This window comes from Anaeromonas frigoriresistens (genome assembly GCF_016820655.1).
Lineage (GTDB): Bacteria > Bacillota > Clostridia > Tissierellales > SIT17 > Anaeromonas > Anaeromonas frigoriresistens.
The window spans coordinates 81787-103833 of sequence record NZ_WSFT01000019.1; the positions used below are offsets into that span (position 1 = coordinate 81787).

28 protein-coding genes and 1 other annotated feature are annotated in these 22047 nt (G+C 29.0%); of the genes, 4 read left to right on the forward strand and 24 right to left on the reverse strand.

Annotation, left to right across the window (positions count from 1 at the left end; translation table 11 throughout):
* Nucleotides 1-4: 4 nt before the first annotated feature.
* Both GOQ27_RS04115 and GOQ27_RS04120 read right to left on the reverse strand, forming a co-directional pair.
* A complete protein-coding gene (locus GOQ27_RS04115; RefSeq protein ID WP_203365556.1) occupies nt 5-715 on the reverse strand; it encodes a Crp/Fnr family transcriptional regulator in 711 nt (236 codons plus the stop codon).
* A 114-nt stretch (nt 716-829) separates the two neighbouring features.
* Nucleotides 830-1177, reverse strand: a complete 348-nt coding sequence (locus tag GOQ27_RS04120; protein WP_203365557.1) for a cupin domain-containing protein — start codon at nt 1175-1177, stop codon at nt 830-832.
* Between the two features lie 179 nt (nt 1178-1356).
* On the opposite strand from GOQ27_RS04120, the gene GOQ27_RS04125 reads away from it, so the two are divergent.
* Nucleotides 1357-2724, forward strand: a complete 1368-nt coding sequence (locus tag GOQ27_RS04125; RefSeq protein ID WP_203365558.1) for an MATE family efflux transporter — start codon at nt 1357-1359, stop codon at nt 2722-2724.
* Nucleotides 2725-2760: 36 nt separating this feature from the next.
* Here the strand turns inward: GOQ27_RS04125 and lpdA are convergent, their stop codons facing one another.
* The 17 genes from lpdA to GOQ27_RS04210 all read right to left on the reverse strand — a co-directional run bounded on the left by lpdA (nt 2761) and on the right by GOQ27_RS04210 (nt 15210).
* Nucleotides 2761-4491 (reverse strand): dihydrolipoyl dehydrogenase, encoded by a 1731-nt coding sequence (gene lpdA, locus GOQ27_RS04130; RefSeq protein WP_203365559.1) that lies wholly within the window; start codon nt 4489-4491, stop codon nt 2761-2763.
* 68 nt (nt 4492-4559) lie between these two features.
* The gene (locus GOQ27_RS04135; RefSeq protein ID WP_203365560.1) at nt 4560-4910 is read right to left on the reverse strand and encodes a carboxymuconolactone decarboxylase family protein; all 351 of its coding nucleotides are present in this window, start codon (nt 4908-4910) and stop codon (nt 4560-4562) included.
* Between the two features lie 105 nt (nt 4911-5015).
* Nucleotides 5016-5402 carry a MarR family winged helix-turn-helix transcriptional regulator gene (locus GOQ27_RS04140; protein ID WP_425475005.1) on the reverse strand — a complete coding sequence of 129 codons (387 nt, stop codon included), beginning with the start codon at nt 5400-5402 and terminating at the stop codon, nt 5016-5018.
* A gap of 348 nt (nt 5403-5750) precedes the next feature.
* Nucleotides 5751-6173, reverse strand: coding sequence for a DUF2178 domain-containing protein (locus GOQ27_RS04145; RefSeq protein ID WP_203365561.1), 423 nt, complete (start codon nt 6171-6173; stop codon nt 5751-5753).
* Nucleotides 6163-6375: a helix-turn-helix transcriptional regulator gene (locus tag GOQ27_RS04150; protein WP_203365562.1), complete on the reverse strand. Its 213-nt coding sequence runs from the start codon at nt 6373-6375 to the stop codon at nt 6163-6165. The genes GOQ27_RS04145 and GOQ27_RS04150 overlap by 11 nt, the downstream gene beginning before the upstream one ends.
* A 148-nt stretch (nt 6376-6523) precedes the next feature.
* A complete protein-coding gene (locus tag GOQ27_RS04155) occupies nt 6524-7072 on the reverse strand; it encodes a GNAT family N-acetyltransferase (protein ID WP_203365563.1) in 549 nt (182 codons plus the stop codon).
* 11 nt (nt 7073-7083) lie between these two features.
* Nucleotides 7084-7590 carry a 2'-5' RNA ligase family protein gene (locus GOQ27_RS04160; RefSeq protein ID WP_203365564.1) on the reverse strand — a complete coding sequence of 169 codons (507 nt, stop codon included), beginning with the start codon at nt 7588-7590 and terminating at the stop codon, nt 7084-7086.
* 14 nt (nt 7591-7604) lie between these two features.
* Nucleotides 7605-8288, reverse strand: coding sequence for a hypothetical protein (locus GOQ27_RS04165; protein WP_203365565.1), 684 nt, complete (start codon nt 8286-8288; stop codon nt 7605-7607).
* 19 nt (nt 8289-8307) lie between these two features.
* Nucleotides 8308-9201: a class I SAM-dependent methyltransferase gene (locus GOQ27_RS04170; RefSeq protein WP_203365566.1), complete on the reverse strand. Its 894-nt coding sequence runs from the start codon at nt 9199-9201 to the stop codon at nt 8308-8310.
* A gap of 48 nt (nt 9202-9249) precedes the next feature.
* Complete coding sequence (locus GOQ27_RS04175; RefSeq protein ID WP_252187738.1) at nt 9250-9708, reverse strand: GNAT family N-acetyltransferase; 459 nt, start codon at nt 9706-9708, stop codon at nt 9250-9252.
* A gap of 22 nt (nt 9709-9730) precedes the next feature.
* A complete protein-coding gene (locus tag GOQ27_RS04180; protein WP_203365568.1) occupies nt 9731-10246 on the reverse strand; it encodes an NUDIX domain-containing protein in 516 nt (171 codons plus the stop codon).
* 12 nt (nt 10247-10258) lie between these two features.
* Nucleotides 10259-10879, reverse strand: a complete 621-nt coding sequence (locus tag GOQ27_RS04185) for a class I SAM-dependent methyltransferase (protein ID WP_203365569.1) — start codon at nt 10877-10879, stop codon at nt 10259-10261.
* 80 nt (nt 10880-10959) lie between these two features.
* Nucleotides 10960-11307, reverse strand: a complete 348-nt coding sequence (locus tag GOQ27_RS04190) for a DUF952 domain-containing protein (protein ID WP_203365570.1) — start codon at nt 11305-11307, stop codon at nt 10960-10962.
* 65 nt (nt 11308-11372) lie between these two features.
* Nucleotides 11373-11990, reverse strand: a complete 618-nt coding sequence (locus tag GOQ27_RS04195; RefSeq protein WP_203365571.1) for an NUDIX hydrolase — start codon at nt 11988-11990, stop codon at nt 11373-11375.
* An 18-nt stretch (nt 11991-12008) separates the two neighbouring features.
* The gene (locus GOQ27_RS04200; RefSeq protein WP_203365572.1) at nt 12009-12926 is read right to left on the reverse strand and encodes an alpha/beta fold hydrolase; all 918 of its coding nucleotides are present in this window, start codon (nt 12924-12926) and stop codon (nt 12009-12011) included.
* A gap of 157 nt (nt 12927-13083) precedes the next feature.
* The gene (locus tag GOQ27_RS04205; RefSeq protein ID WP_203365573.1) at nt 13084-13956 is read right to left on the reverse strand and encodes an aminoglycoside 6-adenylyltransferase; all 873 of its coding nucleotides are present in this window, start codon (nt 13954-13956) and stop codon (nt 13084-13086) included.
* A gap of 117 nt (nt 13957-14073) precedes the next feature.
* Nucleotides 14074-15210: a THUMP domain-containing class I SAM-dependent RNA methyltransferase gene (locus GOQ27_RS04210; RefSeq protein ID WP_203365574.1), complete on the reverse strand. Its 1137-nt coding sequence runs from the start codon at nt 15208-15210 to the stop codon at nt 14074-14076.
* Nucleotides 15211-15411: 201 nt separating this feature from the next.
* On the opposite strand from GOQ27_RS04210, the gene GOQ27_RS04215 reads away from it, so the two are divergent.
* Nucleotides 15412-15786 carry a class II SORL domain-containing protein gene (locus tag GOQ27_RS04215; protein WP_203365575.1) on the forward strand — a complete coding sequence of 125 codons (375 nt, stop codon included), beginning with the start codon at nt 15412-15414 and terminating at the stop codon, nt 15784-15786.
* Nucleotides 15787-15868: 82 nt separating this feature from the next.
* On the opposite strand, the gene GOQ27_RS04220 is transcribed toward GOQ27_RS04215, so the two are convergent.
* From GOQ27_RS04220 to GOQ27_RS04230, 3 genes are all read right to left on the reverse strand, one after another.
* The gene (locus GOQ27_RS04220) at nt 15869-16900 is read right to left on the reverse strand and encodes a hypothetical protein (protein WP_203365576.1); all 1032 of its coding nucleotides are present in this window, start codon (nt 16898-16900) and stop codon (nt 15869-15871) included.
* Nucleotides 16901-16969: 69 nt separating this feature from the next.
* Entirely contained in the window at nt 16970-18559 is a 1590-nt protein-coding gene (locus GOQ27_RS04225; protein ID WP_203365577.1) for an SH3 domain-containing protein, read from the reverse strand.
* A gap of 268 nt (nt 18560-18827) precedes the next feature.
* Nucleotides 18828-19079: a DUF2164 domain-containing protein gene (locus GOQ27_RS04230; protein ID WP_203365578.1), complete on the reverse strand. Its 252-nt coding sequence runs from the start codon at nt 19077-19079 to the stop codon at nt 18828-18830.
* 108 nt (nt 19080-19187) lie between these two features.
* On the opposite strand from GOQ27_RS04230, the gene GOQ27_RS04235 reads away from it, so the two are divergent.
* The gene (locus GOQ27_RS04235; RefSeq protein ID WP_203365579.1) at nt 19188-19562 is read left to right on the forward strand and encodes a class II SORL domain-containing protein; all 375 of its coding nucleotides are present in this window, start codon (nt 19188-19190) and stop codon (nt 19560-19562) included.
* A gap of 54 nt (nt 19563-19616) precedes the next feature.
* Nucleotides 19617-19820 (forward strand) — a binding site (T-box leader).
* 52 nt (nt 19821-19872) lie between these two features.
* Nucleotides 19873-21096, forward strand: coding sequence for a tyrosine--tRNA ligase (gene tyrS, locus GOQ27_RS04240; RefSeq protein ID WP_203365580.1), 1224 nt, complete (start codon nt 19873-19875; stop codon nt 21094-21096).
* Nucleotides 21097-21123: 27 nt separating this feature from the next.
* Here tyrS and GOQ27_RS04245 read toward each other — a convergent pair whose 3' ends face one another.
* Both GOQ27_RS04245 and GOQ27_RS04250 read right to left on the reverse strand, forming a co-directional pair.
* Complete coding sequence (locus GOQ27_RS04245; protein WP_203365581.1) at nt 21124-21423, reverse strand: hypothetical protein; 300 nt, start codon at nt 21421-21423, stop codon at nt 21124-21126.
* Nucleotides 21424-21444: 21 nt separating this feature from the next.
* Nucleotides 21445-21945: a GAF domain-containing protein gene (locus tag GOQ27_RS04250; RefSeq protein WP_203365582.1), complete on the reverse strand. Its 501-nt coding sequence runs from the start codon at nt 21943-21945 to the stop codon at nt 21445-21447.
* Between the last annotated feature and the right edge of the window lie 102 nt (nt 21946-22047).

The following is a 22047-nucleotide window of genomic DNA, read 5'->3' on the forward strand; positions in this document are numbered from 1 at the left end:
CTCCCTAAGCTAGATTCTCCAGTGCATTAAGATCTTTTATGATTATTTTTTTGTTTCCAATTAGTTCTATAATTCCTTCGTCTTGAAGACTACTTAGTTTTCTACTTACTGTCTCTCTTGTAGAACCTATATAGTTGGCCATATCTTCTCTACTAAGAGGTATATCTAGTTCTACTATTGTATCCATTGGTGTTCCAAAATCTTTTATTAAGCTTAAAAGTAGTCCAGCTAATCTTGACTCTATATCCTTTGTTCCCAGTCTCTGGATTTGATCCTCTAAATTAGCAACTCTTTCATGGATTACTTTTAATATCTTTAAAGCTATATCTGGATTATTTAAGAGAATCTTATCAAAATCGTCCTTAGTAAGTATACATACATTACTATCCTCCATAGCCTCAGCATTAAACTTAAACTCTCCCTCTTTTATAAGGCTCATATCCCCTATAAAATCCCCTTCAGCTAGGATATATATAATTTGTTCCTTACCATCCTTTGTATATCTAAAAGCTTTAATCTTTCCTTTATTTATTAAAAATAATTTATCTGAAATATCTCCTTCAAAGAAAAGCATTTCACCTTTTTTAAATTTTTTTATATTTATTTTATCTGTAACTTCAGCTAATTGTTCTTCTTGAAGTATTGAGAATATGGATACTTTTCTTGCACAATATCTACCTTGACATAAATTGCAGACTTGCTTACATTGATTCATATTTTTCCCACCTTATTCTATAGCTATATTTATAACAACTTAAGTAAATATATTATATCATATGATATTTATTTTATATAATCATAAAAATAAAAAATAGGATGGTTAACCATCCTATTTGTGACCTTCTTCTGGTACTATACAGATAAATCTAAATTTACCTTCTCCAACATTTTTAAATTGATGTAATTTATCTGCTGGTACATATGCAAAAGATCCAGCTTCCACTTCATGATCTTCTCCATCTATGTGTAACACACCTTTACCCTCTAACATATAGTTTATATGAGGCCATGGATGACTATGTCTAGGAGTATAACCTTCTTCTCCAACTTCCATAACTCTCATTACATGACCATCCCACCCTTCTTTAGGTGAAATTAAGGCCTTCATTACGGCATTTTTAACTTCAGGATTCTTAACTTCTACACCCTTAATGTCCTTTTCATTAGATACTATCATTATATATCCCTCCTCATTAATAAATTTATGTTTATTTACATTATACACCAAGATAAAAAGTAAATCATATTTTATATGTTTAATACCCATAATAATGGTTGACTTAAAATAATTGTTTTGATACTCGAAATAATTTTTGATATAATTTTCTTAATGCTATTATATTTTGGGAGGGCTTAATGGACTATTCTAAGAAAAGAGATTTAATACTTAATGGCAATATGGCCAAAGTAATATTAATATTATCTGGACCCATAATGCTAAATAATTTAATACAAACTATATACAATCTAACTGATACATATTTTGTTAGCAGACTAGGAGATCTTGAAGTAAATGCAGTAGGATTTGTATGGCCAATCATATTTTTCATGATGTCTATTGGAATAGGAGTTTCAATAGCTGGAACAGCTTTAATATCACAATATACTGGCTCTGATGATAAAAGTGATGCTAGAAAAGTTGCAGGTCAGATATTATCCTTTTCCTTTATATTTTCTATAGGATTAGGAATCATCGGATTTTTTATTACTCCTTTTATTGTAAAAACAATGGGAGCAGAGGGAGAAATGTTCAGACTTAGCGTTGAATTTTTAAGGATAATACTTTTAGGTATGCCTACTATGTTTGTATTCTTTGCTTTTAATTCTATTAAACAAGGTCAAGGAGATACATATACTCCAATGATATTTGGTGCATTATCTGTAGGTCTAAATATAATCTTAGATCCTATATTTATATTTGTACTTAATTTAGGTGTAGCTGGTGCAGCTATTGCAACTGTTCTAGCTAGAGGAATATTCGCATTATATGCTGTATACACTCTATTTATAAAAAAGGAAGGTATTCAACTTCATAAGTCAGATCTAAAGTTAAATAAAACTCTATTACAAAAAATAATATCAATAGGTTTACCTTCATCCATAGGTCAATCTACCACTGCCCTTGGATTTGCTGTACTAAATATCTTTGTTAAATCCTTTGGTGCTTCTACTTTGACTGCTTTTATTATCGGAAATAGGATTAATTCTTTAATATTGATGCCTGCCATGGGAATAGGTCATGCTCTATCTACTATAGTAGGTCAAAACCTTGGAGCAGATGATATTAAAAGAGCTAGAAAAGCAGTAAAAGTGAGTACTATTTTAACCACTATATTTTTATTAATAGGTGGATTAATCGTATTCATTCTAGCAAGACGAATTATAATGATATTTACAGATAGTGAGGAAGTTATAACGCAAGCCACATTCTATTTAAGAGTGATTTCAGCTTCTCTACCTCTTATGGGAGTATTCCAAATATTTAATGGTACATTCCAAGGTTCCGGTCATACCATAATGGCAATGTCTATGATGACCTCTCGACTGTGGTTATTTAGAATTCCTCTTATAATATTATTTAAAAACTTTACAAATCTTCAAGAAAGATCAGTATGGTATGCAATGATATTAAGTAATGCTATAGTCTGTATAATAGGTTTGATTTTATATTTATCCCGCAAATGGGAGCATAAAATCATAAAAAAAGCTCCAAAGATAAGATAAAGGATTGAGGTTAACCTCAATCCTTTATCTTATCTTCTAGTTATGAATTGAACCATTTTTTGTTGATGCTAATATAGCTTCGTGAATAGATTCAGCTGTAGTTGGATGAGCATGTATTGTATTGATTAAGTCTATATCCCTCAAATTATTTTTAATAGCTACAGCTATTTCATGAATTAAGTCAGTAGCATGAGGACCAATTATTGCTCCGCCTATTATTTTATCAGATTCCTTTTCCTTAATTATTTTTACAAAACCTTTAGCTTCTCCTAATGTTAAAGCTTTTCCATTAGCACCAAAGGGGAATTTTCCAATAATCACTTCTATTCCTTTATTTTGAGCTTCCTTTTCACTTAAACCTACTACAGCTATCTCTGGATCAGTAAATATTGCACTAGGGATAGTATTATAGTCCATTTTTATATCTTTACCTAATATATTTTCTACCGCTACTATACCTTGATGAGAGGCTACATGGGCTAATTGAATTTTATCTGTAACATCACCTATAGCATATATATTTGGTATAGAAGTTTGCATTTTTTCATTTACTTTTATACCTCTTTTATTATCATTTCTCTGAATTCCATATTTTTCTAAATCTACTCCTCCAATATTAGGATGTCTACCTACTGATAACAAAATAGTATCTCCTGTTATATAATGCTTTTTTTCTTCTTTCTTAAATACTACAATACTCTGATTATCCTCAGTATCCATTATTTCTTCTACTCTAGAAGAAGAATATATTTTTATACCTTCCTCCTTTGCTATATCAGAAATTTCCTCTTTAATATCCTTATCTAGGGAGTCTAATATACTATTTGCATATTCTACAACTGTTACATCTACTCCAAAGTTATTGAATAAAAAAGCAAATTCCATACCAATAACTCCGCCACCTACTATAATAAGTTTCTTTGGTATTTCTTCTAAATCAAGAATCTCTTTACTTGTTAAAATATTTGATGAGTCAATACCTGGTATTGGAATTCTAGAAACCTTTGACCCAGTTGCTAATATGATATTTTCTGTATTAATAGTCACTTCTTTATTTCCTTCTTTGACGAAAATAGTATTATTATCTACTATTTCACCTTTCCCCTTATATAAAGAAATATTATTATTCTCCATTAAGTACTCAATTCCATTAGTTAATTCCTTTACTATCCCATTTTTTCTTTCAACTATTTTTTTCATATTAGCCGATACATTTTCTGCATATAATCCAAAGTTTTCAGCTTTCCTAATATCTTTATAAGTCTTGGCAGAAGTAACAAAGGCTTTAGTAGGAATACATCCCCAATTTAAACAAGTTCCACCCACTCTTTCTTTTTCAATAATTGCAACCTTGGCTCCCATTTTTGCAGCCTGAATAGCAGCAACATATCCTCCTGGACCAGCTCCAATAATTGTTATATCTCTATCTACTTCTTCTTTTTTAGGTTTCATTAAATTCCCCATATAATTAAAAGTGTTAGTACTCTTATTGGTTTTTGGTTTTGATTTAGTATTATCTTCCTTTTTTACTTCTCCTTCGATCCTTACTAATACCTCTCCTTTTTTTACAGTGTCTCCAGTTTCTACTTCAATAGACTTAACTATTCCACTCGCATTGGAAACAATGGTTGAATTACCTTTGTTTGACTCAACTTCTAATATTTCATCACCAAATTCTATATTATCATTAATGTTCACATGTACCTTACCAACTTTCCCACTGTTAGCATGGCCTGATAGTTTTTCAAGTTTAATATCCAGTAACATACCTTTCCTCCATTCCTAATATATTAGAGAAAGACAGTATCTCTACTGTCTTCTCTCCTTAATTTATATTATTGAAAATCCTTCTCGAACTCATTTAAAGATTCTTTTAATAATGTAACACTATATGCTATGGATGGTCCTCCTCCAAAAGCTACAGCCACCATTGCAGACTCTAAAATTTCTTCTCTGGTTGCTCCTGCCTCAAGAGCTTTATATGTATGGAAGACAATGCAATATTCGCATCTATTATAACATCCAATAGCAATACTCATTAACTCTTTAGTTTTTAAATCTAGAGCTCCTGGCTCATATGCTGCTCCTAATAATCCCATAAAAGCATTTACATGCGCTTCATTTGTTTGAGCTAATTCCTCTAATCCCCCTGTAAAATCATTTAACATTTTTCTTACATCTGCCATTTAAATCTCCTCCCTAAATAAAATATACTTGCTATACTAATAATTAGTATAGCAAGTATATTGTTGAAAGTCAATCAATATTGTTTATAAAAAAGAACACTTACCCTATTCTTGAGGTCTGTGTTCTTTCACATTACTAACCATTTTATCCAAAACCGACATAAATATTTTCATATCTTTCTCTGGAATACCCTTGGATACTATATCGTTAAATTCCTCACCTTTAGGAAGTAATTCTTTTCTTTTTGCCTTTCCTTTTTCAGTAAGGACTAAGTTCATAATTCTTCTATCCTTCTCATTTCTCTTTCTTATCACTAGTTCTTCTCTTTCCATACGATCTATTAACCTTGCAATAGTTGATTCCTTTATATTCATCACATCTGCTAAATCTCTTTGACTAAATTCTTCATCATTACCTAAATAATATAGTGCAATCCATTGCACTCGTGTAACTCCTTCTTTACTAAGAATATTATCAAAAACATCAGTAATAAACTTAGTAGAGTTATTTGCTACATAGGATACTCAAATATCTAGATTAAACAAAACTATCACCTCTTATTAAATCATCTTCTGCTATAATATACTTTAGTTTATCAATCTTCTTTTATTATAACAAGTATAATTATTAGGAAATATTTTTTTCTTTTTATCTATCTTTAGCTTGTTTTGATTTTTCCCAATATTATAATTAACTTATCTTTTTAATTAAATAACAAATAATAATATAATTATTTAGTGGTAAGATTAACTTTTATCTATGTATATATCTTCATAATCTTTATTTTTCTATTTATATTTTACTTAAAAATAAAATCCCTATTCAAAATAGAGGTTTTATTACATTTCATTAGAGTACTTATATAGATATCTGAAGTATATTCCATACCCTACAATATATGCACTTACTATTAATAATATGAAAATTAATTCTGCTTCCAATAGTATAAATATTAACATTAGAATACTATATACTATGCTCATAATATCAAAAGCTTTACCTTTAGCTGTATTTCTAATATATATATTTCTTTCGTCTTTTTGTTCTATTTCTAACTTTTTGTTGTATAATGGATCCTTCTGTATCAACTTATTTTTTATTAGTTCTCCGCCACTCATTCCAAATAAGCCAGCCCCTACTCCTATTAGAACTCCAGAAAGAGCTTTTAATTCTGGATTTTTAACTACAAAGCCTCCAATGACTACTAAAATCACTCCTAAAACTAGTAACAAACCATACATTTTCATTTTTTTAATTTTCATTATTTACTTCCTCCTCATAAATAAAAATATCTTCAATACTTAAATTAAAAAATTTAGCAATCTTAAATGCAAGTACTATAGAGGGATTATATCTTCCATTTTCCAATGATCCAATTGTCTGCCTAGATACCTCTAGCTTATCTGCTAATTGCGATTGTGTAATTTCATTATCTTTTCTTATTTGTTCTAATCTATTTTTCAAATTAATTCCTCCACACCATAATGTTAAGTTAACTTTCCACCTTAATAATATCATATGCAAATATTTGTGTAAAGTACACTTTCCATTAATAAAAAAAATAAGAAGCTATTTTCATAGCTTCAATACCATATACGAAAGTTTAAATTTTTTATAATTTTTTATAATAAAGAAATCTCTTAGTTTTTACTTCCTCGTTATCTACAATTCCGACTTTCATAAACTCTCCACTTTTTTTAAACCTTAATTTTTCTAAACATCTTAGAGAATTAATATTATCAGGTTTAATAGTCGCCCTTAGCTTTAAGTATTTATTATCTGACTTTATATAACAAATTAATTCATCGATTACCTTAGGTACTATTCCTTGTCCCCAATATTTTTCATTTAGACCATATCCTAATGTAATTACTTGAGGATCTTCTTTAATTAAAAATCTAATAATACCTATAAGTTTATTAGTTTTACTCTCACAAATACCTAAGTAAACATTATCTCCCTCCACCATCCTATCTTTTAATAATTGGATTAACTGTTTACTGTCATTTAAAGTAGTATGAACTTTTCTTACAATATGTTTTGATATCTTTTCGTTACTATATATATCAAAAATATCTTCTATGTCTCCATCATCAATGTATCTTACTAAGTATTTATCTCCTATTAATATTGGTAATTTACTTTGAAGCCCTTCTAACATTACATCCCCCTTTATAAACCAACTATAAACTCTATATTTGAATTCTCATTTTCATCTATTACCTCTACAGCAATTTCTTTAACAATCATTTTAAATTCATCTTTAACATTAACTACTTCCTCTAAAGCTTTAATGTAGTTATCCTCAGCATCTAAATGTCCTACTGTAATATGAGGTATATAGGTTAACCTTTTATAAAGATACTTCTCTAATATACCCGAATATAGTCTGTCATGTAGTTCGATTATTTCATCATTACCTTTTTTTAGATTTAAAAATAGATAATTATCTCCTGCTCCAGTTATATCCCTTAAAGTAATATTAAATGGTTCTATGTCATCTAATACATTCTCCATATGATTCTTTAATTCACCAGAAGTAATATCACTTTCAAAGGGAAACAATAAGGTTATATGAGGTCTTATACATTCATATAAAGGGTCATACTTTTTTCTTATCTCTTGGATTATTTCCACATTGGGAAAATCCACGAATATTATTATTGATCTTTTTTTCATATCCCACCCCTTACTTATACTTCTTCCTTTAAACTTTTAAAATAACCTTGACATCTACCTATCCACTTTACTTCGTACTCTTTTTGACATAATAGCCTATCAGCTAATTCTTTTATACCACTTATTCCTTCATCCCTACACCAGTTTACAAATACCTTTGAAGTCTCTGGATTAACATCTGTATCATTATATACAAACACATTTTTATACCCATTAATATAGGCCTGTACTAATCTAGTGTGCCCATCTGTAGATACATAAGTATCATTAATTTTAACTATAGGTATGATTACCTTTTCTTTTGAATCTAACCAGTTAGATACATTAGATAACTTCTCCTCACTAATATATAACTGTGATGGTTGTATATCTTCAATAGATATCTTCATTAAATTAGCTGGACATTGATTATGAAATTCGCCCTTTCCATAATCAATATATTTAAGGAAAGGGTTCCAGTATAATATTTCATTAATAAATCTTTCAATAAGTTTTTCTTTATTTATATCATCATGATTTAAATAAATATCTACTTTAGCTTTTTCTTTATTAAGTATATATAATTCGCCAGTAGCAATAATCCCTTCTTTATATATAGCTACAAAGAAATTATTGCTCTGAATTACCTTTTTATCTTTACAGTATTCACTATGCTCTTTTAAAGCTCTCATTACTTCACTATTATCAATATCTACCACTCTATCACCTCAGATTTAACTACTTCCTACCACTAATAACTATCATTGGAGATATGCTAAAATCCCACAGTCTTTCTCCATTATCTAAAAGCTTTAATCTTTCCTTATATCTATCATTAATTAATCCAATTAACTCTTCCTCTTCATCATTAGTTAATATATCTTTCTTCATAGATAAGTTCATCCTAATGAATTCTAATATTATATTATATTCATAATCAATCATTACTCTTTTTCTTTCATAAGAATTTCTATCATCGTCAGTACAGCTTACATATGTTAAAGCATCCAATTGAATTTCTTTGAATCCTACTTCCTCAAATAATTTTAATATATTTTGAGGATTATCAAAAAACTCTCCCACTTGTAATTCATTCTTCACTTCCTTTGTGTAGGTACCTATCTTCCTCATCAGTTCCTTTTCTCTTTCTGTTGGCTTGATATTATCTACACTCATTAATGATGATTCAGGACGAACATTTAAAACAGACACATATCCTCCTTCTTTACATACTCTATATTGTTCCTTCAGGAATTCTCTATTTGGTACATGTTCTATTACCGTATGAGATATACAGGCATCAAATGTATTGTTTTCAAAGGGTAATGATAGTGCATCTCCTTCTATATAATTAATATTTTCTAACCCTTCTTTCTCTCCTATCTCTCGACAGTATTCAATAAACTTTCCATCCATATCAAGACCAGTTATCTTTATCTCTTCAGAAAGTTCTTTTTTAAGCTTTCTAGTAAATGTTCCTGGTCCACATCCAACTTCTAATATATTTTTTGATTCTCCAATCCTAGTAACCTCGATTATTTCTTTCATTTTCTTATCTGTAAATCTTAAGTCTCTACTAGTATTTAAGCTATAAATACTCTGTACTTTTTCAGACCAGTTTGTATTTCCCATGGTATCTCCCCCAATTTATATTTCTGTAATCAGTTCTTCTACTACTCTCTATTTCTTTTGTAGTATAGTAACTCTAGGATAAAATCCATATCTCTCATAAAATTTTAACACCTTATCATTTCCAACACTTACCCCTATCCTTATTGAATTAACTTCTTTAGATTCTAACCATTCTATGGAATTTTTCATAAGTTTATCCCCTATATCTACTCCTCTATATTCCTTTTCTATATATAGAGAATCTATTTCCCCTATATTCTTCATATCAATAGTACTTATACAATATCCTACTAATTTATCTATATCTTTATTCTTTACCAAGTCAATTTTTATACTACCCTCTTTTGCTTTTTCCTGTAACCCTTTAGATCTATCTTCAAACTTATACTTTCTAAAGTCTTCAGAAAAGTACTTAGAATTGTTAGTATGATATTCATTCAACTTATTCCATAGTTCTTTTACATTATCTATCAATTCTTCTTTTCCAGTTATATATTGAATATTCATATATTCCTCCATTAATTTTAGATTAATTTATTCTTAGATTTGATAAATAGTATTCAAATAAAGGTTTAAAATCTCCTTTAAATTTTTTAGGATTTTCTTTTAACAATTCGATTATTTCATCTATGCTGAAATAATGAATTTCTGAAATACCATCTCTATCAATATTTAATTCTCCATCATATACTAGTCTATATAGTTTTGAAAAAGAGCTAGTATTTAAATCTTTAGGATGAAAATAACCAATTTCTTTTAGTATCACATTCTCAATTCCTAATTCTTCTCTTAGTTCCTTATATGCAGCCTCTTCATAACTTTCCCTTGAACTTACATGTCCCCCAACTGAAAAATCATAACAATCAGGAAAAATTCTTCTATTTGAACTTCTCCTCGGAATAATCATTTTTCCTTCAGAGTTGAATATAAAAATATTAATAACTCTGTAGTTTTTTTGATTCGAAGAGATGATATTTTCCCTTTCATCCTTGTCTATTACATTATCATCTTCATCCACTAAATCTAAAAATTCAATCTCTTTCATATACTCTCCTCTCTACTCTATTACAAGTGCACCAGCACAAGAAGATAATTGTTCATAATATGAATCTACTCCTATATCCCTTAATTTATTAACCATCTCATCCCCTATGAAATATATTTCCTCTTCATCCCAGTATTTTTTTGATATTTTCTTGCATTCTTCCATCAGTTCTTTGTTTTTCCAAGATATATCGGCAATAATTATCTTTCCATTTTGTTTTAATACTTTTTTTAACTCTAAAATGAAACTAACCTTTTCACTATCATCCAAATGATGGATAGCGTAGGAAGAAACTATATAGTCAAATTGTAATCCTTTAATTTCTTTAGGAATTCCTTGTTTAAAATTATGTTCATAAAAATTTCCTTTTGGCATTTTTTCTTTTGCCTTTTTTATCATTTCCGAAGAAAAATCCACGCCGTATACTCGTCCACCATTCTTATACACCTCGTAAGTTAACAAACCGGTTCCTATACCTAAATCTAAAATTTTAACATCCTCTGATAATTCAACTAAATTACGAACATATTCTAAAACTTTATAATATCCTTCAAAGGGATATCCTGTACTTAATCTATCAATTGATTCATCATATTCTCCTGCCCAGTTATCAAAACCTTTATTATCTAACATGATTAATTCTCTCCTTTTTTTCTTATAATCACTTGTCAATAAATTTATTCTTTAAGAGCTTACTCTATAAAAGACTATAACTATTTATTATATTTTAGCTCCTTAGGTAATTCAAAATATCCTTCCTTCTTTGCAGGAAAGTCATACTCCTTGTTTACCGCATCAATGTTTAATTCATCATATATATGAGGATATTCTCTACCTTCACTATATAAATCCTCCCATTTTATTTCTGACTTAACTTTCTCTTCATCTATACATAATAATACTAATCCTTTAACTCCCTTAAAATTATAATTAGCCACATCTATCACTTTTTCAATAGGAGAGCAGTGGATAAACCCTTCCGATTCTAATGTCTGGGATTTATATATTCCTTCTACTTTAGCCTTTTCCCACTCTTCTTCTTTTACAATATGTAGAATCATAATTCCTCACTCCTTCTAAAACTTCCTCTTTTAAATATGTCTAATATAGATTAAGTAAAACTATTCTAATCAAAAAGGGTTTCAAATACATCCTTTGCTCTAGACTTAAAACATAAATCAATTTGTTTTTTAGTATTTCTTCCTATAGAGAGTTCTGGAAGATTATCTGTTCTAAAAAATCTTGCCTCACTTGTCTCAATATTTCCTATATGACTCCCTTTTATATAATCACACTCTACAAAAACTTTGTATATAGAGTATGGAAAATCATCTTTTATATGCTTTTGACGATCTAGAATAGCTATAATTCTTCTTGGGTTTATTTCTGCTCCTGCCTCTTCCATTGCCTCCTTTACCACATTTTCTTTAATGGAAAGGCCTACATCTGCCCATCCTCCAGGCATAGACCATTTATTATCTAATTTTTCCTTAACCAATAGGATTTCTTCCCCTTTAAATATTGCCCCTCTTACATCTACTTTAGGCGTTTGGTACCCTGACTCATTGGCAAATAAGTCCTTCACTTTATGATGTTCCATTTCAGTATATTCGCTTATAATCTCTACACTTAAATCCCGAATTTGCTGAAATCTTTCTATGTCATATTTATCTTTAGAATATTCTATTCCAGCTTGTGATATAGCTTGTAGTTCTTTTGCCCATTTCAACCATTGTTTCTCCATCAAAAATCCCCTTTCATACTATCTTTCAGCTACTTCATTTATTACACTTCTTATAGTATTCACAACAAGTTTTGGATTATCAATATATATGTTATGCCTACAACCCTTAGCTTCAATTATCTCGCCCCTCATAGAAATGTTAACTTGTTCTTTAAGTAATTCTTGAACTAAATCTTCTAACCTTGTAGCTTCTTCTACAGGTATACCATTATTAACTAAATTATCTATTTCTAAATTCCCATCCCTTACTAGAACCTTTAAAGGAATATTAAGTTGGTTTTCTATCTCTAATGATTTCTTTCTACTTTCAAATAAATTATTAAATTCATTTCTCATAACTTTATATAAGGTAGGTTTAGATAAAAATTCTAATTTACTCTGCTCTTTTTCTGATAGGTTGTCTAGTTTATTATTAAAAATTTGGTGACTTACTTCATCTTTTAATTTCTCATCTGTTTTCATTGATAGTTCATTCCATTTTTCTATCATATTATTAATGTTATATTTTGTATTAATAACTTTTAATTGTTTCTTTAACTTTTCAATTTTATAATTTTCTAAAGGTGTTGAATCTATTAAAATCAATCCTTTAATCCTATCTGGATATTTAGTTAAATAATGTTGCCCACAGAAACCTCCAAAGGAGTGACCTACTATAATGATCTTTTCTGAAATATCTTCTTTGTCTAGTAGAGTGTTCAAGTCTTCTACAATATTTTCTGTTCTTCTATCATCATTAGAATCAATAGTACTTATACCATATCCTGCTCTATGATATATTAGTACTGTAGTATCCTGGGAAATTTCATCTACAATATGACTCCATTCATCCATGGAACTTCCCATACCTAATTCAATTACAACTACCGGTTGTCCTTCTCCTTGTTTACATATTTCTAATTTTTTTAATCCTATGTCTACTAATCTCTTATTCATCCCTTACATCCACCCTTAACTTGTTAATTTATTTTTAACTTAAATTATTACTTATCTACTGTATTATTTTTCATTTTCATTTTCAATCCCTGCAAAAGAAAGACTTAAAGATATATCTTTAAGTCCTTTAATACTTAATAATATTTTACTCCTTAATTTAAAATATTGATTCTGCATTCTCTGGTAGTTCTTTTACATGCTTTAGGAAACTAAATGCCCGTTCTAATTCATCTTCTGGGAATTCAAATCCACAGTTCTCCCCTACATGCTCAGCTGTTTCTTTAAATAAATCATGAAATATAAATAAAGATTCCCATATGTTCTTATATTGATAATCAGCGTATGTCTTTTTATATTTATGCCATACTTCCGGTTCTAATAACTTTTCTAAATTTTTTCCACCTTTGCCAATTGAAAATGCATAGTCAATCTTTATTCCAATGGACCATTCTAGCATTTTAATTAATGGTTTCCTTAGAACGATTTCTATTAATTCTTTTAATAGAGGTAACTCTTTTCTCCATATTGTTTTAGGTATATGAGAACCCATTCCCCATATAAACTCATTACAACAGTCATCATATAACTTTGGATTTGGTTTCTGTATACGATAACTTTCTTCACTTGGTTCAGATAGATAAGGAATAATATCATCTTTATCTAATAAAACCTTTGTTAAGCTATCTTCTATTTGTTCTTCAATTTGGTTTATATTAATAAAAGATATGTCTATTCTATTGCCATCGGTAAACTGCATTAAATATGTATAGTGGCCATCCCCTATAGGAGGTGGTAATATCATATCCTCTGGTTTTTGCATAATCATTATTTCACCAAGGTAAGGTACCACATAGTCTTCATCTTTAAAAGGTTCTACATCATTAACCAAATATACAATGTCAAAATCTTGAAATATATCTTTCTCTATATTTGGGTTCACCCTAGAACCATTCATTAATACTCCTCTAATTCTCTCATCTTGCTTAGCAAAATTAATAATTAAATCCATCATTTCTTTTTCGGTACGCATTTACTCATCCTTTTCTATTTAATTTATATTATTTAATTTATATATTTATTAGAATATTCTATATATTTACCCTATATTCCTTTTAAAATTTGAAAAAAGGCTTAAGAAAATATTTTCTTAAGCCTTTTTTGGTTTTACTCCAAAGTATTGATAATAGTCTACTTTTATTCTACCGTTATATAGTTTTCTTTTCTTTGATGCTTTCTTACCATAGAGTTTTTCGAAGTTCTCATCAGATGTTATGATGTATTTTGACCATGTTCTTAAATCTTTAAACTCTCTTCCCATTTGTTTATATAGCTCTTCTACTTCTCTTTTTTCTCCTATCCTCTCTCCGTAGGGAGGATTAGTAATTATTACTCCAAAATTATTTTTAATATTAATTGTCGAGAATTTTCTTACCTTAAAATCTATACAATCATCCACCCCAGCTTTAAAGGCATTATCCTTTGCTATATCTACCGCTTTTTTATCTCTATCTGAAGCATATATTTTTAATTCTCTATCATGTTCTATTGCTTTAAATGCCTCTACCTTAGCTTGTTTCCATGCTTCCTTAGGTATTCTATCCCACTCTTCAGATGCAAATTTTCTATTTAGTCCCGGAGCGATATTCTTTCCTATCATAGCTGCTTCTATAGCTATTGTACCTGAACCACAGAAAGGATCTAACAATACTCTATCGTGCTTCCAAAAACTTAACTGTACTAATGCTGCGGCTAATGTTTCTTTTAAAGGAGCTTCCACTGCTTCTTCTCTATAACCTCTTTTATGTAGTCCTGTACCACTGGTGTCTATAGTTAATGTAGCTATATCCTTTAATAAAGCTACTTGAATTGTATATTTAGCTCCTGTCTCCTTAAACCATTCTGTATTATATTTAGCCTTCATCTTATCTACTACTGCTTTTTTTACTATTGATTGACAATCTGGAACACTGTATAGTTTGGATTTTATTGACTTGCCTGTAACTGTAAATTCTCCATCTTCAGGTATCCACTCTCCCCAAGGAAGAGCTTTAGTTTTTTCAAAGAGTTCTTCAAAGGATAGAGCCTTGAATTCACCAACTAATAATAGTACTCTATCTGCTGTTCGTAACCATAAGTTGGCCTTTGGTATATCCTCTACTTCTGCTGAAAAAACAACCTTTCCATTCTCCACTTCTATATCAGTAAATCCTAAAGCCTCTACTTCTCTTTTCACTACTGCTTCAAGACCAAAAGTTGCAGTAGCTATTAATTTAATTTTAGACATTATATCTCTCCTATTCTTTAGTGTAACTTCATTTTATCAGAAATATATTTTATTATCTATTATAATGATTCCTATAATTACTTTGTTTAAACCAATTTTTTAAAAAACTTAGTCTAGGCTAATATTTTTTGTGTTAAAAAAGATTTAGGGGGTATATAGATTAGTGAAATGAATTTTTAAATTAAGGGAGGAGTTTTTATAATGAAGAGTTTAGGAAATTTATTACAAAGCGGAGATTGGAAAGGTGAAAAGCACGTTCCAGTAATACATATTGAGGATACAATTAAAGCAGGGGAATTAATAGAACTTAAAGTATCTATTGGGGATGAAATAGCGCATCCAAATACTTTAGAACATCATATTAAGTGGTTTAAGATATTCTTTAAGCCTGAAGATGGAAAATTCCCTATAGAAATATATACAGCTACTTTTGATGCCCATGGTGAGTCTGATATATTTGATGAGCCGATGGTTAAAACATATTTTAAAACTAATAAACCAGGAACTATCCATGTAATGAGCTATTGCAACATCCATGGATTATGGGAAAATAGCAAAGATATAACTGTAGAATAATAGAATCAGTTTTATAAACATTATGTGCTAAAAAACTTTTTTCTACGTAGAAAGAAGTTTTTTAGCACATGCATCTTCATAATCAGTTAATATTATATACTTCAATAAATTTTTTTCCTACATCATTAATTTCATATACTTCTCCAACATATTCAATAGAATTCTCATTTATTGTTACAATTTTATCTCCATCTTGATATCTAAAAATTATTCGGATTGGATATTCCATATAAGCAACATTTTGGTTGCCATTATAAGGTTCATTGCTTAAGAACATTCTAACTATTTGGTTTTTAATTGGGGTTAATTCAATCATTTCTTCTTTTTCTTTCATTAGATATACATTATCAGCTCTAAATAAATATTGAATATCATTTTCATCATAAATACCATTTGGAAATATTTTTTCAAGAGCATTCCAAACATCTTCGGAAATTTTAAAAGTAATGCTTCGGTCGTTATCATTATAAATTTTAAAGTAATTTTTATTAAAAAATTGTAGATTTAGTTTTAGATTATCTTTCATTTTAATTAATATGGAATAATTAGGAAATTCAATATTGTTCTCTCTAAGAAATTCAATATCTTCATTAACATAATTACTTTTAGAAATATTTGATATAAAGTCCTCAATTTGAGTTCTTTGTCTGATTAATTTGTTTTTTGAGAGATCTTCTGCATTAATAGATATTTCATATATTTTATCAGTTATATTTTTTAAATTACGAGAATCATATAATTTACTAGATATTATATTAAAAATATTATTTGTAGATTCTCCGATATAAGTAGTATCATCTATTATTAAGTAATTAGGAGAAAAAACAACATCTTTTTTACTTCCATCCGTTGTTTTCAAATATCCATTAATGGAACCTCCAAAATCAGTGTTATCTTGACTATTATCTTTTGTAAGTTTCTTAATCAATTTATTTACATTAGTAATATCAGAACTATCTTTCATTTTAACTATACCAAAAATCTCGTCTTCTATTACTAATTCTTCTATTTGATCTTCTTCAGCATGAATAAGATTAAATATATCATTTTTAAATATGGTTAAAATAATTATTGACACTAAAATAAGTATAATATAAATATATCTTTTTTTCATTTACATGCCCCTTTTTAAATAAATTAATCTGAACTTACTAATTATAATTAGTAAGTTCAGATTCTATAATTATCTTAATCCAAAAGTTTTAGCAGAGTATCCATTTGAGCTTAACCATGACCAAGTTCTTGTATAGCTTTTAGTTTTATCATAACCACTAGTGGTTGCTTCTTTAGAGTTTACTACTGTTTTATCAGAATTCCAAGAATAAAAGAAAAGAACATGTGATCCTGGCTTAATTAGTATGTCCATATATTTTAATTGGCTAGAAGAAATAGGATCTGACATATCATTTAATCCATAAGTACCATACTTTGACCCAAATTGTAATGCTGCGGATACGAATCCTGAACAATCAAGACCAGCAGTACTTGACTTGTAGCTTCCTGAAGTATAAACATTACCTGCTTCTTTTCCCATTGACATTGCAGAACCAAAATTTGACCAAGAACCTGTTGATGATCTATCATGACCATCAAATCCTCCCCAACAATAAGGAATACCTGTTAAACTACTACCATAAGATGTATTTACTAAATAATCAGGCTTTGTTACATATGAGTAACTAGAATGTTGACCATTTGAACTATTATATGTCCACTTATAACCTGTCATTGAGTTAGCTCTAGAATTAACTGTACTTCTTGATGGAATAGATGGATCATACATAGGTGTAATAATAATATCATCATCATTAGTGTTCTTTTCTTCATCTTCAATAGAGTATTCAGATTTTTTTTGCTTCAATGTGGATTTAAAATTCTTATCTAAGTTTACTTTTGAAATAATAACTTGATTTTCTTCTATGATCATAATATATATATCTCCATTGTTTGTTACATTCATATATTTATTTGGAAATGATATATACCTTTCCATAGGAATTGCAGCAATTCCTTCCAACTTACCTGTTTTATTATATTTTCTAATAGTATGTTCTACTAAAATCTTTGAAGTATCAGCCACATCTTCCACTGATGTATAAATATATCCTTCTTTTGTTATATTATGAATATTTATTGATCCGTATAGTTCTTCAAAAGCTACATCAATTTCTATTCCTTCTTTAGTTTTAATTTTCCCTTTTTTAGGGGAAATAGATTTAACACTAACATCAGAGTTACTAATAATTTTTGAATTTATTATATCATAAAGTTTATTCCCATCATAAACTAAAATTAGATTATTGTTTTTATCAATATTTAGCTGATTAATTTGATATTGTTTTAATTGTTCTGGTTTCTTTATAATTTCATCAATATTTCCATTCATATCTATTCTGTATATAGTATTATCTTCATTACCTTCCAACACATAAATCTTATCTTTTAAAACGATTAAATCCTTTGCATATTCTATAAAGGGTATCTCAATCTTTTTTACCAATTCTTGTTTTTCATATTCTAAAATTCTCTTATTAACTGTGTCAAGGATAAAAAAGGTCTTACCATTATTAGATACAAAAAACGATTCAGGAAATTGCCTCTCTACTTCTGGCATTATTGGGGTATATCCTATACTGTCAATACCTGTCCCCGCCTTAATTATAAGAACATCTTCTATGGTAGGATTTGATGATGTATTATTAAATGCAAACGACTGAGAACTAAAAGTAAGAATTAACATAATAATCAATATTAATGTAATCTGTTTTTTCACAATTGTTCCTCCTTTAATTTAAAATGCATATACATTCAATTTACCTAATATTTATCTTGTAATTATATGGCGGACTAGTCATTTATTTCACCCCTTAAATTTATTTACTTTTATGTAGTTATATTATACATTAATTAGAAAAAATTGTCTACTATACCAGTTAAAAATAAGTCTAAAATAGTTTTTAGACTTATTTTTATATAATTCTATTTCTTTTAAAATTAGGCGCGAATAGAAAATATTGCTAAATAATTTAAATAAAATATAATTAATTATATTTTATTTTTCTCTTTATTATTTGTAATGCAAATAAATCTTCTACTTTGTCCTTTATATATGTATGGGCATCATTCACTCCTTGATTGTATATATCAGGAGCTAACTCTTCTATAAAAAAATCTAGTATCAATGAAGCTGCTAAATCTCCCAAGTCTTCATCCCTTTCTTTCGCAAAATAATCCTTAACTACGTTTATCATTTCTTCTCTTTTAACTTTATCAATTTTTATCTTACTATCCATTTTATACTCTCCTTTAGCGATATTAATAATTTGATTATATCATACTAAATTTTCACTACATGGTTATACTATAAAAAAGTGAATTAGAATCATCTAAGGAGGGTTTTTATGCAAAATTTAGGTCAATTAATTCAAACTGGAGATTGGAAAGGTGAAAAACACGTACCAGTAATTCATCTTCCTAGAAAAGTTAAAAAGGGTAAGGATACAGAGATAAGAGTATCAATAGGAGATGAAGTAAAACATCCTAATAGTTTAGAACATCACATTAAATGGATGAAGGTTTTTTATTTCGCAGAGGATGGAAAATTCCCTATTCAATTATCAAGTTTTGAATTTACTGCTCATGGAGAATCTGATGTATATACTGAACCAGTAGGTGTTACCAGTGTAATATTAGATAAACCAGGTGTTATATATGTTCAAGCTTATTGTAATATTCATGGTTTATGGGAGAATAGTATAGAAATAATAGTAGAATAATCCTTGACATTTTTAATGTATTTATAATATCATATATTAAAACTCAATATAAAACTATGAACATTGAAGGAGACAGTAACTTTTATTATGGGAAATTAGAGACAGATTGGTTGGTGAAAAATCTGCCCAAGATATTAGTGAATTACGACTCTAGAGTTTCAATAGGAAACTGTTGCGCTTAGTCATACGATACATGACTTAATGAGGCATTTAATAAATGTAAATTAAGGTGGTACCACGGGTTTTCTCGTCCTTTAGGACTGGGAAGACCCTTTTTTATTGTTAAAATAATTAAAAGGAGGTATGAAAAATGAGTAATGTATATGACATCCTTATGGAAAGAGGCTTTATTGAGCAGGCTACCCATGAAGATGAAATCAGAGAGCTTTTAGGAAAGGAATCTGTAACATTTTATGTAGGCTTTGACCCTACTGCTGACAGTCTACACGTTGGCCACTTTATTCAGGTAATGGTTATGATGCATATGCAAAAGGCAGGACATAAACCAATTGCATTAGTTGGTGGAGGAACTGCTATGGTGGGCGATCCTTCTGGAAAGACTGAAATGAGAAAAATGCTTACAGAGGCAGATATAGATCACAATGCAACATCTCTTAAACATCAAATATCTAAATACTTAGATTTAGATGGTGAAAAAGGATATGCAGCTAACAATAAGGATTGGCTTAAAGGGTTACAATATATCGACTTTATTAGAGATATAGGTAAACATTTCTCAGTAAATAGAATGCTTACAGCAGAATGTTTTAAATCTAGACTTGAAAAAGGGTTATCCTTCCTTGAATTTAACTACATGCTTATGCAATCCTATGACTTTTTAGAGCTTAATAGAAAATATAATTGTAAGTTGGAGATGGGCGGAAACGATCAATGGTCTAATATCTTAGGAGGAGTAGATTTAGTAAGAAGAGAGGAGAAAAAGCAAGTATATGGTCTTACTTTTAAACTATTAACTACTAGTGAAGGTAAGAAAATGGGTAAAACAGAATCTGGAGCAGTTTGGATTGATCCAGATAAAACTTCCCCATTTGAACTATACCAATACCTAAGAAATATAGACGATGCTGATGTAGAAAATACTTTGGCCCTATTAACATTCTTACCTATGGATGAAGTTAGGAGATTAGGTTCTCTAGAGGGATCAGAAATAAATAAGGCAAAGGAAATATTAGCATTTGAATTTACTAAGATTGTTCATGGGGAGGAAGAAGCTAAAAAAGCTGAAAAAGCTGCAAAAGCTTTATTCTCTGGCGGGGTTGATATGTCTAATGTTCCGTCTACAGATATGGATAAAAGTATATTCGAAGCAGGTATAGGTCTTTTAGGCCTTATGACAGATTTAGGTCTTACTTCATCTAATGGTGAGGCTAGACGCCTCGTAAAACAAGGAGGAGTATCTGTTAATGATAAGCAAATAACAGATTTCAGAAAAGAAATCACTATTGAAGATTTTGAAGATGGAAAGTTAATGATCAGAAAAGGTAAGAAAAAATATCATCAAGTTAAAATATAAATATTAAAAGACAGCCTAGGCTGTCTTTTAATATGTTGATTCTTCATCCTCAGTCACGTATATTTCTAAACCACCAAATTTTGAAGCCAATCCACTATATATTAGTCCAGCAACTACAGCCATTACCCCATAGAAAATAACCATAAATATAGGTAATACCATATAAACAACACCAAATATACCCATTTCAGGAACTTTACCCGCTATACCTATCAATAAAAAAACCAGGCCTACTAGAAACATAATAACAACTGGTATTATCGAAAAATATAAGGCCACTTTAAATAAACTACCTATGCCAAATTTCTTTATTTCTATTTTCTTCATGAATATCCTCCTATATTATACTTAGTTAATATCACTCCAATTTACATACTTATTTAAAGTTTCTACAAACTTTTCTAAATACCTTCCATCCTCTTCATTAAATCTGTTCAATATAGGACTATCTATATCTAATACTCCAATAAGTTTATCATCTTTAATAATGGGCACTACTATCTCTGATTGAGATGCTACATCACAAGCAATATGACCTTCAAAGTCATGAACATTTCCAATAATTTTTGTCTCCTTTTTATCAGCAGCAGTACCACATACCCCATTACCTATTTTAATATGAGTACAAGCAGGTTTTCCTTGAAAAGGTCCTAATATGAGTTCACCTTTTTTATATAAATAAAATCCAGCCCAGTTTATATCCTCTAATAATAACCATAGTAATGCAGAGGCATTAGACAAGTTTGCCAACCAATCTTCTTCTTCACATATTAATCCTGTTAATTTTAGATTTAAATAACCATAAAATTTCTTTTTATCCTTAGTATCTATTTTCTTTATTTGCTGCATAATAAAACCTCCTTAAATTAATTATTAATATTATATAACTTTTTACTGTATTTGTTCAATTAATACTTGACTTTCACTATAAATATAGTTAGAATTCTAATA

Coding starts and splice junctions, on each gene's coding strand:
- GOQ27_RS04115 (WP_203365556.1), bottom strand. CDS start 715: ATGAATCAATGTAAGCAAGTCTGCAATTTATGTCAAGGTAGATATTGT.
- GOQ27_RS04120 (WP_203365557.1), bottom strand. CDS start 1,177: ATGATAGTATCTAATGAAAAGGACATTAAGGGTGTAGAAGTTAAGAAT.
- GOQ27_RS04125 (WP_203365558.1), top strand. CDS start 1,357: ATGGACTATTCTAAGAAAAGAGATTTAATACTTAATGGCAATATGGCC.
- lpdA (WP_203365559.1), bottom strand. CDS start 4,491: ATGTTACTGGATATTAAACTTGAAAAACTATCAGGCCATGCTAACAGT.
- GOQ27_RS04135 (WP_203365560.1), bottom strand. CDS start 4,910: ATGGCAGATGTAAGAAAAATGTTAAATGATTTTACAGGGGGATTAGAG.
- GOQ27_RS04145 (WP_203365561.1), bottom strand. CDS start 6,173: ATGAAAATTAAAAAAATGAAAATGTATGGTTTGTTACTAGTTTTAGGA.
- GOQ27_RS04155 (WP_203365563.1), bottom strand. CDS start 7,072: ATGTTAGAAGGGCTTCAAAGTAAATTACCAATATTAATAGGAGATAAA.
- GOQ27_RS04160 (WP_203365564.1), bottom strand. CDS start 7,590: ATGAAAAAAAGATCAATAATAATATTCGTGGATTTTCCCAATGTGGAA.
- GOQ27_RS04170 (WP_203365566.1), bottom strand. CDS start 9,201: ATGGGAAATACAAACTGGTCTGAAAAAGTACAGAGTATTTATAGCTTA.
- GOQ27_RS04175 (WP_252187738.1), bottom strand. CDS start 9,708: ATGAATATTCAATATATAACTGGAAAAGAAGAATTGATAGATAATGTA.
- GOQ27_RS04180 (WP_203365568.1), bottom strand. CDS start 10,246: ATGAAAGAGATTGAATTTTTAGATTTAGTGGATGAAGATGATAATGTA.
- GOQ27_RS04185 (WP_203365569.1), bottom strand. CDS start 10,879: ATGTTAGATAATAAAGGTTTTGATAACTGGGCAGGAGAATATGATGAA.
- GOQ27_RS04190 (WP_203365570.1), bottom strand. CDS start 11,307: ATGATTCTACATATTGTAAAAGAAGAAGAGTGGGAAAAGGCTAAAGTA.
- GOQ27_RS04195 (WP_203365571.1), bottom strand. CDS start 11,990: ATGGAGAAACAATGGTTGAAATGGGCAAAAGAACTACAAGCTATATCA.
- GOQ27_RS04200 (WP_203365572.1), bottom strand. CDS start 12,926: ATGAATAAGAGATTAGTAGACATAGGATTAAAAAAATTAGAAATATGT.
- GOQ27_RS04205 (WP_203365573.1), bottom strand. CDS start 13,956: ATGCGTACCGAAAAAGAAATGATGGATTTAATTATTAATTTTGCTAAG.
- GOQ27_RS04210 (WP_203365574.1), bottom strand. CDS start 15,210: ATGTCTAAAATTAAATTAATAGCTACTGCAACTTTTGGTCTTGAAGCA.
- GOQ27_RS04215 (WP_203365575.1), top strand. CDS start 15,412: ATGAAGAGTTTAGGAAATTTATTACAAAGCGGAGATTGGAAAGGTGAA.
- GOQ27_RS04220 (WP_203365576.1), bottom strand. CDS start 16,900: ATGAAAAAAAGATATATTTATATTATACTTATTTTAGTGTCAATAATT.
- GOQ27_RS04230 (WP_203365578.1), bottom strand. CDS start 19,079: ATGGATAGTAAGATAAAAATTGATAAAGTTAAAAGAGAAGAAATGATA.
- GOQ27_RS04235 (WP_203365579.1), top strand. CDS start 19,188: ATGCAAAATTTAGGTCAATTAATTCAAACTGGAGATTGGAAAGGTGAA.
- tyrS (WP_203365580.1), top strand. CDS start 19,873: ATGAGTAATGTATATGACATCCTTATGGAAAGAGGCTTTATTGAGCAG.
- GOQ27_RS04245 (WP_203365581.1), bottom strand. CDS start 21,423: ATGAAGAAAATAGAAATAAAGAAATTTGGCATAGGTAGTTTATTTAAA.
- GOQ27_RS04250 (WP_203365582.1), bottom strand. CDS start 21,945: ATGCAGCAAATAAAGAAAATAGATACTAAGGATAAAAAGAAATTTTAT.